The 15,651-nt window shown below is 60.2% G+C and carries 8 protein-coding genes; 4 read left to right on the top strand and 4 right to left on the bottom strand.

What is annotated here, in order from left to right; all coding sequences use genetic code 11:
- Positions 1–171 precede the first annotated feature (171 nt).
- The 3 genes from V6M61_RS04950 to V6M61_RS04940 are packed head-to-tail and all read left to right on the top strand — an operon-like array spanning position 172 to position 10,389.
- Positions 172–390: an MbtH family protein gene (locus V6M61_RS04950; protein WP_332775495.1), complete on the top strand. Its 219-nt coding sequence runs from the start codon at positions 172–174 to the stop codon at positions 388–390.
- 52 nt (positions 391–442) lie between these two features.
- Entirely contained in the window at positions 443–8,647 is an 8,205-nt protein-coding gene (locus V6M61_RS04945; protein WP_332775456.1) for an amino acid adenylation domain-containing protein, read from the top strand.
- Entirely contained in the window at positions 8,644–10,389 is a 1,746-nt protein-coding gene (locus V6M61_RS04940) for a formyltransferase family protein (protein ID WP_332775455.1), read from the top strand. The genes V6M61_RS04945 and V6M61_RS04940 overlap by 4 nt, the downstream gene beginning before the upstream one ends.
- Here V6M61_RS04940 and V6M61_RS04935 read toward each other — a convergent pair.
- The 4 genes from V6M61_RS04935 to V6M61_RS04920 form a co-directional block, all read right to left on the bottom strand.
- Positions 10,346–11,110: a 4'-phosphopantetheinyl transferase family protein gene (locus V6M61_RS04935; RefSeq protein WP_332775454.1), complete on the bottom strand. Its 765-nt coding sequence runs from the start codon at positions 11,108–11,110 to the stop codon at positions 10,346–10,348. The genes V6M61_RS04940 and V6M61_RS04935 overlap by 44 nt on opposite strands.
- A 73-nt stretch (positions 11,111–11,183) precedes the next feature.
- Positions 11,184–12,368, bottom strand: a complete 1,185-nt coding sequence (locus V6M61_RS04930) for a hypothetical protein (protein ID WP_332775453.1) — start codon at positions 12,366–12,368, stop codon at positions 11,184–11,186.
- Positions 12,369–12,370: 2 nt separating this feature from the next.
- A complete protein-coding gene (locus V6M61_RS04925) occupies positions 12,371–13,156 on the bottom strand; it encodes a DUF6065 family protein (RefSeq protein WP_332775452.1) in 786 nt (261 codons plus the stop codon).
- Between the two features lie 12 nt (positions 13,157–13,168).
- Positions 13,169–13,570 (bottom strand): hypothetical protein, encoded by a 402-nt coding sequence (locus V6M61_RS04920; protein ID WP_332775451.1) that lies wholly within the window; start codon positions 13,568–13,570, stop codon positions 13,169–13,171.
- A 214-nt stretch (positions 13,571–13,784) separates the two neighbouring features.
- Between V6M61_RS04920 and V6M61_RS04915 the strand changes: the two genes are divergently transcribed.
- Positions 13,785–15,536: an adenylate/guanylate cyclase domain-containing protein gene (locus V6M61_RS04915; RefSeq protein WP_332775450.1), complete on the top strand. Its 1,752-nt coding sequence runs from the start codon at positions 13,785–13,787 to the stop codon at positions 15,534–15,536.
- The last annotated feature ends 115 nt before the right edge of the window (positions 15,537–15,651 follow it).

Below are 15,651 nucleotides of genomic sequence, written 5' to 3'. Positions count from 1 at the left end.
CTGCGCTGCCAGCTCCCCGCAACCTCGTCTCGCATGTCAGGCGCCCGTTGACGATTTGTAACCTTGGACATTACAATCCGCCCCCAAGGCGGGGCCCATCACGCCCAAACGCGCCGAGCGCTATTCGGCACCCTTCTACCTCCTGCCGCCGGCATCTGCCCGGCGTTTCTTTTGGGGATTGCCGTGAGCACGATAGATGATGAAAACCGGGTCTTCTCCGTTGTCGTTAACGATGAAGGGCAGCATTCCATTTGGCCGGACTTCAAACCCGTGCCTGCGGGCTGGCAAGAGACCGACTTCAAAGGCCTGAAAAAAGATTGCCTGGAACACATCGCCAAGGTGTGGACCGACACGAGGCCGCTGTCGCTGCAGCGGCGCAAGGCGCCATAGCCCAAGCTTTTCCAACCCCCGCATCTTCGCGCGATCTTCCTTAAGGGTTCACATGCAAATCGTTCGCACGAGTCCGCTCGCGTCGGCTCAGCTTGGCCTATGGCTTAAGCACCAGATGGCTCCCCGGAGCCCGGCATTTATCGTGTGTATCGGCTGCCGACTTGAAGGCAATCTGGATACGCAGCGCCTCCAAGAGGCGATTCAGGCGGTTGCTGATGCATCCGATGCGTTGCGAACGTGCTTCGGTATTGAGAACAACGAGCCGATGCAGTACGTGCGCGAGAAGGTGTACGCGCCTTTGCGCATCGAGGTCATCCCCCGCAACGAGCAGGAGCGAGCCGCACGGGAGCAAGCGCTCGCCACCTGGGACGAAAAGCCTTTCGACATCACCCGGGATGTGCTGTTCGAAACCGTGTTGCTGCAACAAGCGCCCGAGTCCTGGGTCTGGCGAACACGCTTCAGCCATCTGGTCGTTGACGGCGTGGGCGCCTATGCCTACGTCAGCGCCGTGGCACAGGCGTATCACCAGCTTGGCGCGGGTGGCGAGCTCGACCTGTCTTTCCTAGGCAGCTATGCAGATCACCTGGCATCCGATGCCGCGTATCGTGATTCGCTACGCTGGCAGAAAGACCGGGCTTACTGGCAGTCACGCCACCCCGACCCGGCTGAACCCGTCTTCCGTCCTGGGCGCGGCACCGACTCAGGCCTGAAGCGCCGCCGCGCGGAAATCGGCCACCCCAGTTACGAGCGTTTTCTGGACGCCTGCCGGCAAGAGGGCCTGCCGCCCGCCAGTGCGCTCACCTCCATCGTCGCCTTGGTGGCCTTGCGCCAGCAGGGGCGGCGCGACCTGTGCCTGGGCATGACTTCACACGGCCGCAGCGGCAACCACCGCCACACGCTCGGGATGTTCAGCGGCTACCTGCCTTTTCGCATCGACCTGGACAACCAGGAAAAGCTGGTTGAAATAGCCCAGCGGATTAACACCCAGCTTCGACGCGACTTGCGCTACCGCATGTTCACGGTAGACCAGTTTGCAGGGCCGGCGGCCCGGGCCGGGGGTACGCCAGTTTTTGACCTTGTGTTTTGCCACGTAAATTGTGATACCCCCACCACCATGGGGCCCTTGCAGCTCAGCAGCGACGACAGTATTGCTTGCGATGCCGACAAGGTTTTCCTCATGGTCAACGAGCTCGATGGGAGACAGCCAGTTGAGATTTCGCTGGCATATCCGCCCCACTTGATGGACGAGGAGGAAGTGGAAGCGTTTTTCGAGCAGTTTCTTCGCCTTGTCGGCCTGTGGACCGATGTTCGCCATCTACGCGCAGCCGAGCTTGCCCTGCTTGACCTGCCGGGCAGCGACCGGGTGCTCGCAGGCTGGAACGACACACGGCACTGCTTGGATGCGTCGAGCGACATACTGTGCCGCTTTGACATGCAGGCACTAACGCGGCCTGACGTGATCGCCATGACCTGCAATGGTGACCACATCACTTACCGCCAGCTCCATGAGCGTTCATCACTGCTGGCCGGGCATCTCCGCCACCTGGGTATTGGGCCGGATGCGGTTGCGGGCATCAGGCTTGAACGCAATGAGCACCTGGTGGTTGCCATACTTGCGGTCTTGCGGGCACAAGGCGCCTACCTGCCGCTGGACACCTCGATTCCCCCTGAGCGTCTCGATTACATGCTTGAGAACAGCGGCGCGGCGCTGTTGCTGACCACAACCGCTCTGTCGCACGGCATCACGGCACCGCAGACCATCTGTCTGGACCAGCTTCTACTTGAGGCGAAAGCCCCAGCGACCATGGACTTCGGCGCCACAGATGCGGACCAGCTTGCCTATGTGATCTATACCTCCGGCTCCACCGGCAAGCCCAAAGGCGTACAGATCAGCCGCGGAGCACTCGCCAATGCCATGGCAAGCTTTGAACATGACCTGCAGGCCGGCGCGAACGAAGTGTTCCTCTCGACGACTGGCATCTCGTTTGACATTTTTGGCCTGGAGCTTTTCCTGCCGCTTTGCACCGGTGCCACTCTGATCCTGGCTGATCGCGAGCGGTTGCTCGAAGCGAACTACCTTCCAAACCTGGCTCGAGAGCATGGTGCGACGCTATTCCAGGCAACACCTTCGCTGGTCCGCAACCTGTTGGACACCGGGTGGCAGCCTGGGCTCGGTTTGCGTCTTCTGGTGGGTGGCGAAGCGCTGACAGTCGATGTGGCTCAGCGTCTCGAAGCAGCTGCCGCGGTTTTCAATGTCTATGGGCCGACAGAGGCGACGATCTGGGCATCCTTGTACCGGTTGATGCCCGACAGCGACCGTCCGCCACCGATCGGACGCCCAATCTGGAACACCCAGCTTTATGTGCTGGACGGTTTTCTGGACCCCATGCCGCCGGGCACGACCGGAGAACTCTACATCGGCGGGGCCCAGCTGGCACGCGGATACGCGGCACGACCGGATCTGACAGCGGAACGCTTCATTCCCAGCCCCTTCGGAAAAGGAGAGCGGATCTATCGCACTGGAGACCTCGCACGCTGGCGCACCGACGGCCAACTGGAGTATTTGGGCCGCGTCGACCAGCAGGTGAAGATTCGAGGCCACCGCATCGAGCCGGGCGAGATCGAGACCGTGCTGGCCTCACACCCAGCGGTGGCCGCAGCCGTGGTGCTGGCGCGTGACGATCTGCCAGGCGGCACCCAACTGGTGGCGTACTACACCCCTGCGCCCCAATCAGAATGGGAGGGCCCAGACGCCGACCTGGTTGACAAGCAAACCGCGGCCTGGCGCGACATCTACGACAGCCGCTACGCTCAGGACGTCTCGCAAGGCAACCAAGCCGATGCAGCCGTCTGGACCAACAGCTACACCGGCCAGCCTTACCGCACCGAGGAAATTCTCGAATGGGCGGATGCCACCGTCAGCCGTATCGCAGCCCTACAGGCACGCCGCGTCCTGGAGATCGGCTGCGGTTCAGGCCTGCTGATGTCTCGCTTGGCGCTGAGCACAGAGCGCTACGTCGGTACCGATATTTCAGGCAAGGCGCTCGAACTCCTGGCGGACCAGGTCAAAGCTGTGCCCCAGATCGAACTGCTACAGCTTCCTGCCCATGGGATCGGGGCACTCGCGCCCCGGGTCTTTGACCTGGTCATCGTCAATTCCGTGGTCCAGTATTTCCCCGGCGCCAAATATCTGCTTGACGTACTGGACCAAGCGTTCTCGCTGCTGGCCCCGGGCGGCTACCTGTTTGTCGGCGACGTGCGCAACCTGGCTTTGCTACCCGCCTTTCATGCATCCGTCGAGCTACATCAAGCCAGCTTTGGTTTGACCAACGATCAGTTCCTGCGCAAAGTCGACCGCCAGTGTCGGCACGACAGCGAACTCTGCCTGGCCCCCCTTTTCTTTGCGACGCTAGCCGTCCGCTACGATCTGCATTCGGTACAGGTCCTGTCGCGGCGCGGCCATGCCGACACGGAGATGAACGCCTTCCGTTTCGACGCCCTCCTCCAACGCAAAGGGCCCGACTGCCCGTCCTGCCCCGCCATCGATAAAGAGTTGTGTTGGAAGCCCGCCGAATGGACCCTGGCGCACCTGCAGGCGATCCTCGAAGACGCCGAGCGGGAGCCCTTCATTCTTCGCGGCGTGCCCGACGCGCGGGTTCAGCACGGCCTGGGTGCGCTGGACACCGCCAGGCAGGCCGCGCCGGACCTGACCGTCCCCTCGGACGTAGGCGCCCTGCAGGGCGTTCATCCTGAATCGGTGATTGCTACGGCCGAGCGCATGGAATGGTCGGCAACAGTGCGGGCCACCGTGGGCGACGGCATGTTCGACGTGCTTTTGTCGCCGTCTCATGGCTGCGCACAACCGCTCGTCTTCGCAGAACCTGGAGTGTTTATGGCGCCGGAGCGTTTCGCCGGCAATCCGCTGTCAGTACAGATGCAGCGCCTGCTTGAGGAGCAGTTGAGACAGCACATGGAGGGCCAGTTACCAGACTACATGGTGCCAGCCTTCTTTGTTCCGCTTGACCACTTTCCGCTAACCACTAATGGGAAGCTGGACCGACGCGCGCTGCCCAAGCCGGGCGAACTTATCCCCATAGAAGCGTCACCGCCGCGCGACGATATCGAAGCCAGGGTTGCAGCACTTATGGCGCAGGTGTTGGGACTGGCCCTGCCCCCGGGACGGGATGCGAGCTTTTTTGCCCTGGGAGGCCATTCGCTCGCCGCGGTGCGCCTGGTAGCGCAACTGCGCGAAGTCTTCGGCACCGATGTCAATCTCAAGGCGGTATTCGAGAGCCCGACCGTCGCCGGCTTGTCCGCACGCGTGCACGAGTCCGGCAAAGACAGCCTGCCCCCGCTCGTCGTCCACAGCTACCCGCCTGGCTCGCGCGTGGCGATGTCCGCCGCACAAGAAGCGTTGTGGTTCTTAGACCACCTCCAAGGACCGTCAGCAGCCTACAACATGTCCTACGCGTTCCGGCTGGAGGGGCAACTCAACGTCGTCGCGCTAGCGCGGGCTTTCACCGAGCTGGTCGAAAGGCACTCGGTCCTGCGCACGGTCTACTCGGAGGACGCTGGCACAGCTTTCGGTACCGTCCGGCCTGCCCAGTCGTTCGACCTGCAGGTGAGCGAAACGCCTGGCCCGATCGAAGCATTTGTCCGGGAGGCTGCCAGGGTGCCATTCGACTTGTCACGCGATTCGATGCTGCGCGCTCGACTGCTGCGCCTGGACAGCACAATGCACGTTCTTGTCGTCACCGTCCATCACATCGCGGCCGATGGAGTGTCCATGGACGTACTGAGCCAGGAGCTGGGGGAGCTCTATGGTGCAGCCAGCGTAGGGCGGCCGGCCGCCCTTGCGGCGCTGCCCGCGCAATACGCCGACTACGCCCATTGGCAGCGCCATTGGCCGGGGCTCGACGAGCAGGAGCAACAACTGGACTGGTGGCGCTTTCACCTCCAGGATGCGCCCGACTTCCTCAGCCTCCCCACCGACCAGCCCAGACCGGCTGTATCACAGCATCGCGGCGACCTCTTGACCTTCCAAGTCAGTCCAGATCAGCGGCGTCGCGTCGAAGCGCTGGCGAATGAACATGCGATGACGCCGTTCTCGGTGTTGTTGGCCGCCTATGGTGTGCTGTTGTCGCGGCTCAGCGGACAGGCAAAGGTGGTTGTGGGAACGCCGATCGCGGGACGCCGACTGGCCCAGCTGGATGGCTTGATCGGCTATTTTGTCAACGCGCTGCCACTGCGCATCGAGCCCGGCGCTGCGAAAACAGGCGTCGAATTGATTCGTTCCACCTCCGAGGTGGTCAAGGGCGGCCTGTCGCACCCGGATGTACCGTTTGACCGTCTGGTCCAGCACCTTGGCGTGACCCGCTCACTCAACCACATGCCGGTGTTCCAGGCCATGTTCTCGTACCTTGCGCACGAGACAACCCTGGAACTGCCAGGCCTTCGCAGCCAGGCGGTGGGCACGGACTCGGGCTCCGCCCGGTTCGACCTGACCTTGCAACTGGTTGCCGACGCGGCGGGAGGTTATGCCGCGACCATTGAATTCGACCGCGATTTGTTCGACGCCTCCACCATCGAGCGCTGGGCCAGGCACTATCAACACCTGTTGCAAACCTTGACTCAAGACCCGCAAAGCACCTTGGCGGACCTGCCATTGCTGGATGCTGAGCAGGCCAGACAAATCGTGACTGACTGGAATTCCGGCAGGACTTCGGCTGGCACCTGCCCCGACGTGGTTGAGCTGTTCGAGCGCCAAGCCCGCTTACGCCCCGGCGCCGGCGCCGTGACCAGAGGCGACGACCAGATCACCTATGGCGAGTTGGATGCCCAAGCCACCCGCCTGGCTCAGCGACTGTGCTCGCTCGGCGCACGTCCCGACGCAGTTGTGGGCATCTATCTCGATCACGGCACTGACCTCATGGTTGCCATACTGGCGGTGCTGAAATCAGGTGCCGCGTACCTGCCGCTGGACACGGCTCTGCCGCAGGACCGGCTTGCCTACATGTTGAGCAACAGCCGTGCCAAGTTGGTCGTGACCAGCAGCACGCTCATGCCAGCAATCACGAATGCCAATGACGAAGTGCTAAGTATTGATATCCATGACCAGTTGCCTGACGCCGAGAACGTCGCTCTGGAAACGGTCTCGCGCGACCCCGAGTCACTGGCCTATGTGATCTACACATCCGGCTCCACTGGTCAACCCAAGGGCGTGGAAATATGCCACCGCTCGCTGGCCACCTTTCTGGAGGCGTTCAAGCTCTCTGTCGACATCCGGCCATCGGACGTGGCCGTTTGCGCCGCCAGCGTTTCGTTCGACATGTTCATCTCCGAAACACTACCGTACCTCTGTGTTGGAGGCACGGTGGTGATGGCGGACCGGCAGCGCTTGCTCGATCTGGATTACTTCAAAAATCTTGTGGCTTCGAAAGGCGTTACCGCCATGGTAGGCACGCCCTCGTTTGTCCGCAATCTGCTGGAGTTGGGTTGGATACCGCCAAACTCGCTGCGGCTCATCGTGGGCGGTGAGGCAGTGCCACAGGAGTTGGCGGAGCGGCTGTGTTCGATGACATCTGTTTGGAACGGCTACGGGCCGACAGAAGCCACCGTCTCGCAAAGTGCTTCGAAACTCATGTCCCCCGTCAGTGCGCGGCCATCCATCGGAAGCCCATTCCCCGGCACTTCCATGTACGTGCTGGATACACGCCTGAACCCTGTGCCCATAGGAGTTCCGGCTGAGCTGTACATCGGTGGAGAGCAGCTCGCGCGCGGCTATGCACAACGGCCTGACTTGACAGCCGAGCGCTTCATTCCCAATCCATTCGCCACCGGCGAGCGGCTCTATCGCACGGGTGACCTCGTGCGCTGGCGCCCCGATGGCCAGCTCGAACACCTTGGGCGTGCCGACCATCAGGTCAAAATCCGCGGCTACCGGATCGAGCTAAGTGAAATTGAAACCGCACTGGCATCGCATTGCCAAGTAACGTCGGTGGCCGTGGTCGCACGCGAGGATCATCCTGGCGACAAGCGGCTGGTGGCCTATGTAGTGGGCTGCGAGGGCAAGCCTGTGGATACCTGCGTGCTGGAGACCCATCTGGCCCGAGCGTTGCCGGCGTACATGATCCCTTCCGCCTTTGTTTCGATGGAAAAACTGCCTGTCACGCGCAATGGCAAGCTCGATACACGTGCACTACCGATGCCGGACTGGCCTAACAGGGCCAACGACGACCCCGCCGAGCTTGATCCGTTCGAGCTGAAGGTGGCTGAGTTGATGGCGCAGGTCTTGGGTTTGGACACCATTCAAAATCCGCAACTCAGCTTCTTTGCCTTGGGCGGACACTCACTTTCCGCTGTGCGCCTGACGGCCCGCCTGCGCGAAGCGTTTGGCGTGGAGATCCGCCTGAAGTCATTCTTCGAGACACCGACCGTCGCGGGCCTGGCCAAACACATCCGCTTGCACGACGCGGCTGCATCCCAGTCGCCCTTCGTGTGTTTTGGCCAGAATTCGGAAGCCGCGCCCCTGTTTATCGTGCACGGAGCCGACGGCAATGCGGTCAATTTCCGCAAGCTGGGGCATAAGCTCGAGTCGCACGCAAAGGTCTATGGCGTGGATGCCATTCACATCTGGCGTCCACTCGAATCCAACGAGCAACTGAGCGTGGAGCAATTGGCACGGCTCTACGCCGACCGCATCGTTTCGGACTTCCCGGATCTTCAGGAAATTCGCCTTGGTGGTTGGTCCTTTGGTGGCCTAGTAGCCTTGGAGATGGCTCGCTACCTCACCGAAAAAGGCCACGCGGTAGTGATGACCTTCGCCATTGATTCGGCCCTGCATTGGACAGCCACCGACCTGCTGGGCGCGATATGCACGGACGCCTGGTTTGAACCCATGGCGCAGCAACACCTGCTCGAGGTCGGCCATGACCGCGCAGAAATACAGGCGCTGCTTGCCGACAAGAGCCCGGATGGCTTCCGAAACCGACTGTCTGAGGCCTTCAAGTCGCACACCATCGCCATCAGCCGGTACCAGCCGCGCCCCTATGACGGGGAGTTCACGCTCATCTTGGCCGACAAAGGCACTGCGCTGGACACGCAGTCCATCGAGGACTGGCGCATGGCCCTTGGTGACAGCCTGAATCAACGCACGATTGCGGGAACACACTGGTCAATCCTGCGCGAACCAGACGTGGACGCGCTTGCTGACGAAATTGTGAACCTGCTTGTCCAAACGAACGAGGTGGTCTCGTGAGCGCCGCTGCTGAGTCATTGGACTTTGTCCTCATCGGGCGCGGGACGCTGGCCTTGGGTTGTTGCAAACTGCTGGCCGAACGCGGCCTGCCGCTGCGCGCTGTCGTTTCGGATGACGAAGCCCTGCAACAGTGGGCGAAGTCCGCCGCCGTTCCCTGTCTGCCGGTACCGGCCGATCTGGCCGGTATGGCCTGGGAAGGTTCAGCCCCCGTTCTCTTGAGCATTGCGAACGAGCAGCTTATTTCGCCGTCAGTCCTGGAACTGTTCACGCATGCCATCAACTTCCACGATGGTCCACTGCCACGCTATGCGGGCAGCCATGTGACCTCCTGGGCGCTGATGGCGCGCGAGAGGACCTATGCGGTCAGTTGGCACCACATGACCTCTTATGCGGATGCGGGCGATATCTTGCTCCAGGCTTCTGTTCCCATCACCGCCAACGAGACCGCATTGACGCTAAATGCGAAGTGCCACGATGCCGCATTGGAAAGCTTTCCCCTGCTGGTGGAGGGCTTGATACGCAATGAGTTTACGGGCTATAAGCAGAATCTGTCCCAACGCACGTTTTTTCCGCGCGACCGCAGGCCCGACAACGCAGCCACCTTGGATTGGAACCGGGAAGCAGATGATCTTTCGGCACTGGTCCGCGCCCTGAATTTCGGTCCCTACGTGAACCGGCTCGGCCTGCCAAAGCTATGGTTCGGGGAGGCGTTTGTCGCCGTGCAAAGCCTGAATGTCCGCGCCGCACGATCCACAGCGACTCCGGGCACCGTGGTCTCGGTAACGCAGGAATCGCTGGTTGTCGCCACAGTCAGCCACGACGTAGCGTTGCGGAATTTCCTGTCCCTCGATGGCCGTGCCCTGTCTGTCACACAACTGGTGAAAATGTTCGCCTTGCGCGAAGGTATGGCGCTACCGACGCCCAGCCAGGCATCGCCGGGGACCGCGGCTGCCGTCCACGCCTGCGGATGGAAGCACGAGGCGGCATGGATGGACATGTTCAAGGGCCTGAAACCGCTTGGCCTGCCCCTGCGCACCGCCGAGCGGTGCGGCTCGGCCGCTGGGGACTACGTTGTCCTGCCAGCGATCAAAAGCAAACTGCCTGCCTCGCAGGATGCCGGAGATTTCGCTCTCGTGGTGGTTCTGGCCTACCTTGCGCGAGTCAGCGGAGCAGAGGTTTTCGACATCGGCTTGAAATGCAACAAGACTGATCCCCCGTCTGACGGCGCGAATGCGCTGCTGGCCAGTACGCGTCCGTTCAGCGTTGCACTGGATCTCAACGAGCCGTTTGAGCGGTTCCGGCAGGGCTGCATGGTTCGCCTGGCGGCTTGGCGCTCTCGCAAGGCCTATCTGCGTGACGCGGTCATGCGCTACCCCGGCCTGGTTCGGCCCCGGGGCTGGAATGACTTTTGCTCGTGGCCAATCTCGGTAGATATGGATGGCGTCGCCACCGGCAACACGTGGCGCACCAGCGCGCTTGAATCATCTTCAGCGCTGACATTCGACATTACCGCCGAAACTGGCCAAGTGACGCTGGCCCATAAAGGACTGGAGGTTTGGCAACTCGATCAACTGTTGGCTCAACTTACCACCCTGGCCGAGGACTGCCTTGAAAGACCAGGCTCACCTCTGGCCAGCTTGGCACTGCTGTCGAGCCCCTATCGTGCGACCTTGCAGCGCGCGGTCCTGCGTCCACCGGCTACACAGCAAGCGAATACCAATTGCACGTTGGATCTTCGCTAGCAACCGCAGTCATGCAGCCTGCGACAGCGGGGCCGTCATGCAGGTGCAACTGCCGCTCCTGTGGACCGGTGCAACCGGCGGACGCGTAGCCGGAGCCAACCATCACGCGCCTCGGATCGGCACCGAGGCCCGTGCCCATTGCTTTCAAGACAGCCTCCTTGCGTACCCAACAGCGCATGAAGGCCTCTCGAAGGTCCAGGTTTTTCAAACCCCGCATGGATTCCAGTTCCGCCGCATGCAGCACCACTGGACCCAAGCGATGCACATCATCGTCTTGAAACCGCCCTTCGATGTCGCATCCAATGACATCGCAACGAGATAGCGCGATCAAAGAGTAGCTCTGCGAATGCGACACACTGAAGTTCACGACGCCGGGGCTGATCATGTAAGGTTTGCCGTGCTTGCCCATACCCAGAGGTACTTGAGCAGGAGACACTCCCGTCACCTGCCCGAGTACCAGCCGTAGCACCGCTCGCGTCGCCTGACGCTGTCTACGCTCGGTGTCAGCGACGATATTGGCATATTGCTGCCGCTCACTACTCGATAGAAGCGACTCAAGGTGCCGCAGCCCCGTGAGAGAGAAATCGGACAGATCCACAAGCAGGCATAACGACGTTCTTGGTGCAAGTTTGACCTCCGTCAAATGGATCAGAGGCATCGCCGCGACCGATTCCGACTGAAATGGAGAACACGACGGCAGAGGCGAATTACTGTTGCTCATGGCCGTTCAACATCATTTTTCTTGCTGCATATTTATTGCGCCAATGTCCATTCTCGTGGGCTGCAATCAATCCTCACTCGCCAGTCTTGTACCGCGCAACTCTTTGGCCAAAATGTGGTTTCTCCTGAGCTTTCACGACTGCCCACCCATGCGGGATAAGGGCGCTAACGCCTGCAAACACTACGTAGGCCCAAAACAAGTCTGCCCGAATGATCAAACCGCTGAGCGCCGGACCGGTCGCCGCGCCCAGAAAGATAGCACCGGTCATCCACATGCCCGCCATGCGAGGATTGTCTTGCGCAGTCATCGCCTGCAATCGGGCGGATAACACACTGAATCCGACTTCCCAAGACAGGAGCGCAAGCCAGAAGATCACGACATTTTCGGTGAAAGCAAAACCCGCTCCTCCCACCATCACCGACAAGCCCGATATAAGCAAAGAGTAGGGCGAATCCGGACGAGTAGAGGAATGACGTACAACACTCGCCAAGACTACAGCCCCAGCAATAAGTTTGCATGCTGCGACGGCGTAAGCCACATGGTCCAGCATTACCCCACGCTGCTGCGCACCCTGCACCGCAAAGGCCCACAACCCATGTTGACCCACAAACAAGACAAACAATACGAACAGCCCTGCCAAACGCCCAAGTGATGCGCGAGTTCGCGGCACGGCCCCCTTTGCCGGCTCGCTCTCGGCGAGCAGTGGAGCGGAACCCATCGCCTCCGGCGCACGGTAGAGAAGTAGCCCGACACCTGCGATCACTGCAAATGCCACAGTCAATTGGGTTGCCAGCGCCGAGTAGCTGACCAGCCCCCGCATCAGTTGCAACCCCACAATTACCGAACCGCCCACCAGTGAACTCATCGCCATGCGCAGGGCGAACGCCGTACGACGATCAGTCGTCGCTGCAGCAGTGGCAGTTGCCGAAAAGTGCAGCGTGCCGCAAATCATCCCAATCACTAGCCACGACAGGAGCAAGGTCGACCGCTGCGGGCTTTTCGAGACCCACAAGGTAACCAGGAGCACAGCAACAGCCACCAAGGCTTGCCAGCGCAGAATCCGGCTGACCTTGATGCCGGGCAACGCGAGCACCGCGAATAACTGCCCCAGCATATAGGCACTAGCAATCCACCCCGCCTGCGCCTCCGCCAACCGCGACTCGGCCACTACGGCAACCACCACCAAAGGCATCAAATGCAGGGGAAGCGATGCGGCCGCAGATAGCAGACTTGCGCCGACGACGGGAAACAGGGGCAAGATCAGTCCGATCCCACGATCCGTTTAGCGCGCTTTCGCACCTCAGCCCCATACCGCCCCACGTCATGCGGCCTTGAGGGTGAAACGCTGCGAATAGTGCTTCCCAGGCCCGCCCAGTCATCGGGCGACATGCCACCGGAGTTGCCCTCCCGTGGCTGCAAGCCCTCGTGTTCCACAAAACTGCTCATTGCCGTGGTGTAGCTTGCGCGGTGAACAGGCTGAAGCTGGAACAAAGGCCGGCCTCGAGGGATTTCGATCACCGTATCGGTTGCGCTCAACCGGATATTGATAAATAGGGGCATTGGCTTGAACCAGTCCGCCTCCACAATGCCTTCGTAGCACGAGTAAGCCCGGCTCTGCACCAGATTTGCCAACGGACGGACAAGAACGCTCCAATCTGGCGCTGTACTGACCAGCAATCCAGACCATATCTGCACAACACCTGGAACAAACAGCGTGGACAAATAGGGTGGGGCGCCTCCCTTCATATCCTCTGGACAATGCTCGTCCCAATAAGAAGAAAGCTCCGGATCAACAACGCTGGTCAGCGGCAACCATTCGTCGCCAGCATCAAAGAAAGCTTGGGCACCATCCCAACGCAACCTTATGTCGCATGGCGGAAAGATGTACCACCCAAAACTGGAAGCAGCGCGCAACGCCTCGCAAAACTGGTGCGCGGCGGCCGGCATGCTGCCAAGAGCCGACTTATCAGCATGCATCGGCGAAATTGCGCCCGGGCTTATTTTGTGAAAAGTAACGACGGAAGAGTTTTCGAACCCGGGCTGCATGCTCAATGCTTATTACGCTTGCACGTGCTTTGCGATGTGGGGATGAATCCATCCGCCACCCATATTCATTTTTGTCGATTTGGCTACATGCTTTTTAACGTTAGGGCTAATAATTCCGCCGCCGATTTGCGTAGCAGATGGCTGCGTTGACTTGCCCTCTGTAGATTTCAGTTGCATCGCACTTTTCTGGACATGCGCTGCCACCGTCGGCGAAATGAGTCCGCCACCCATATTCACCTTCATTGATTTGCCTACATGCTTTTTGACATTAGGACTAATGTATCCACCGCCGATTTGCGTAGCAGATGGCTGTTTTGGCTTGCCCTCTGTAGATTTCAGTGGCATCGCACTTTTCTGGACATGCGCTGTCACCGTCGGCGAAATGACTCCACCACCAATTTGAACTTTTTGCATCATGTAACCTTTAAAAAGATATTTAAGCTGCCACAACAGGCAAGCGCTTGCAATCTATCACGCTGTTTGGCGTTCAAGCAACAGTTTCGGGCTTTCTCGTTGCAAAACGGCCGACAGAATTCCCCTAATACACGGCTTCTCCTACAAAATGAGGAGGTAAATATTTGTTACGCCGGTTACGATGTCCTCCTCCTTGATTGAACTCCCGTATTCCATGAATCGCAACACCAAGGTGCTGCTGGTGATGGATGTGGTGGAGTCGGTCAGGCTCATGGAGCAGGACCAAGATGACTTTGTACGGCGATGGCAACAACTGGTGCAGCAAGCTGAGCAGCACATCCTGCCGCTGCATGGCGGGCGCATTGTCAAAAGCCTGGGAGATGGCTTGATGCTGGAATTTGCCAGCGCGCAAGGCGGCATGAAGGCCGCGTTTGCGTTGCAATACTTCCGCGTCCAGGACAACGCAGGTCGCCCTTCCGAACGAGGACTCCATCTGCGCATGGGCTCACATCTCGCAGAGTTTGTGAGCGACAAGCACGACATTTACGGTACAGACGTCAATCTGACAGCCCGGGTCGCCACCTTGGCAGGACCTGGTGAGATCGTAATCACTGCCGAGCTTCGCGACAACCTTACAGATGGGCTCGAGGCCGACATTGAAGACCTTGGCGAGTGCTATCTCAAGCATGTCGCGAAGCCAATACGGGCGTATCGCGTCGGACCGCCGGGCCATGCGCCAGTTATACAGTCGCCAACTGCTGCAGTACCGGATTTCCGGCCCACCATTGCCATCATTCCATTTGAAGCGCGCAGCAATGAGCCTGAACACTTCATCATTGGCGAAGTGGTGGCCGACGGGATCATCGCCCAGCTGTCGCGCAGCTCCGACTTGAAGGTCATCTCGCGCCTGTCCACCACTGCCTTCCGGGGACGCAGCGATGTCATGGCCGAGGCGGGTGACCGATTGGCAGCAAGATTCATTCTTTCGGGCAGCTACATTGCCAGCGGCGGCAAAATTCTGATCATTGCAGAGCTCGCAGACAGTCGTACCAACCAAATTATCTGGGCGGACCGCATCTCGGGCGACACCATGGACCTGCTGGAAACCCAGAGCGAGTTGCTCGACCGCATTGCATCAGCGGCTACCCATGCATTGATTGATTCGGAAGCCCAGCAATCGCTGATCCACCCCCTTCCCCGGCTCGACAGTTGCTCGCTCATGCTGGGTGGTATTTCCCACATGCACCGGTCATCCATGCATGACTTCGATCGCAGCCGGCAGGTCCTGGAAGCCGTGCTTGAACGTCACAACCGCGCGGCAGCGCCGCGCGCGTGGCTTGCCAAGTGGTATATCTTGCGGGTCGTGCGCGGCATGAGCGACGCTCCCCAAAAAGACTCGCGCCAGGCCATCGAACACGCTGAGCGCGCCCTGGATCTGGAGCCAAACAGCGCGCTGGCGCTGGCAATTCAGGGACATGCCTTATGCCAGCTCTCGGGAGACGCCAGCGGTTCACTGCACAAGATCGAGGAAGCCATTCGACTGAACCCGAGCGAATCACTGGCATGGCTATACAAAAGCGTATGGTCTTCGATGTGGGGCGAATCCGCCGCATCGGTGGAAGAAGCAAGCATCGCCAGCAGCCTCTCGCCGCTAGACCCCATGAAGTACTACTACGACATGATTCTGGCCGCGGGGTACTCGTTCAACCGGGACTACGAAAAGGCCATTGCGTTTGCCCGTCGCTCCCTCAAGGCCAACAAGCACCATCAACCTACACTGCGAGCCCTGCTGCTGGCACAAGGTGAGAGCAATCAGATTGAAGATGCCCGGCAAACGCTGAGCCAGTTACTCCAGGAAACGCCTAATTTGACAATCGCGCGCTATCTCGCAATGGGTGGTGCTTCAAGTTCCGCACGCCAGCGCGTTGCTCAAGTCTTGCGCAATCTGGGCGTGCCGGAATCCTAAGTTTTTCCATGAAAGGTAAGTATTTATGTCCATATTAAGTGCAATGAGTGGTGGGGCCAGTGGCGGCGCGAGCGGCGGAGCTAGCGGGGGCGCGAGTGGCGGAGCCAGTGGAGGC

The organism is Polaromonas sp., from assembly GCF_036676035.1.
Taxonomy (GTDB): Bacteria; Pseudomonadota; Gammaproteobacteria; order Burkholderiales; family Burkholderiaceae_C; genus Polaromonas.
This window is presented reverse-complemented; position numbering and strand designations above follow the sequence as displayed.

Coding starts and splice junctions, on each gene's coding strand:
- V6M61_RS04945 (WP_332775456.1), top strand. CDS start 443: ATGCAAATCGTTCGCACGAGTCCGCTCGCGTCGGCTCAGCTTGGCCTA.
- V6M61_RS04935 (WP_332775454.1), bottom strand. CDS start 11,110: ATGAGCAACAGTAATTCGCCTCTGCCGTCGTGTTCTCCATTTCAGTCG.
- V6M61_RS04925 (WP_332775452.1), bottom strand. CDS start 13,156: ATGCAGCCCGGGTTCGAAAACTCTTCCGTCGTTACTTTTCACAAAATA.
- V6M61_RS04920 (WP_332775451.1), bottom strand. CDS start 13,570: ATGCAAAAAGTTCAAATTGGTGGTGGAGTCATTTCGCCGACGGTGACA.
- V6M61_RS04915 (WP_332775450.1), top strand. CDS start 13,785: ATGAATCGCAACACCAAGGTGCTGCTGGTGATGGATGTGGTGGAGTCG.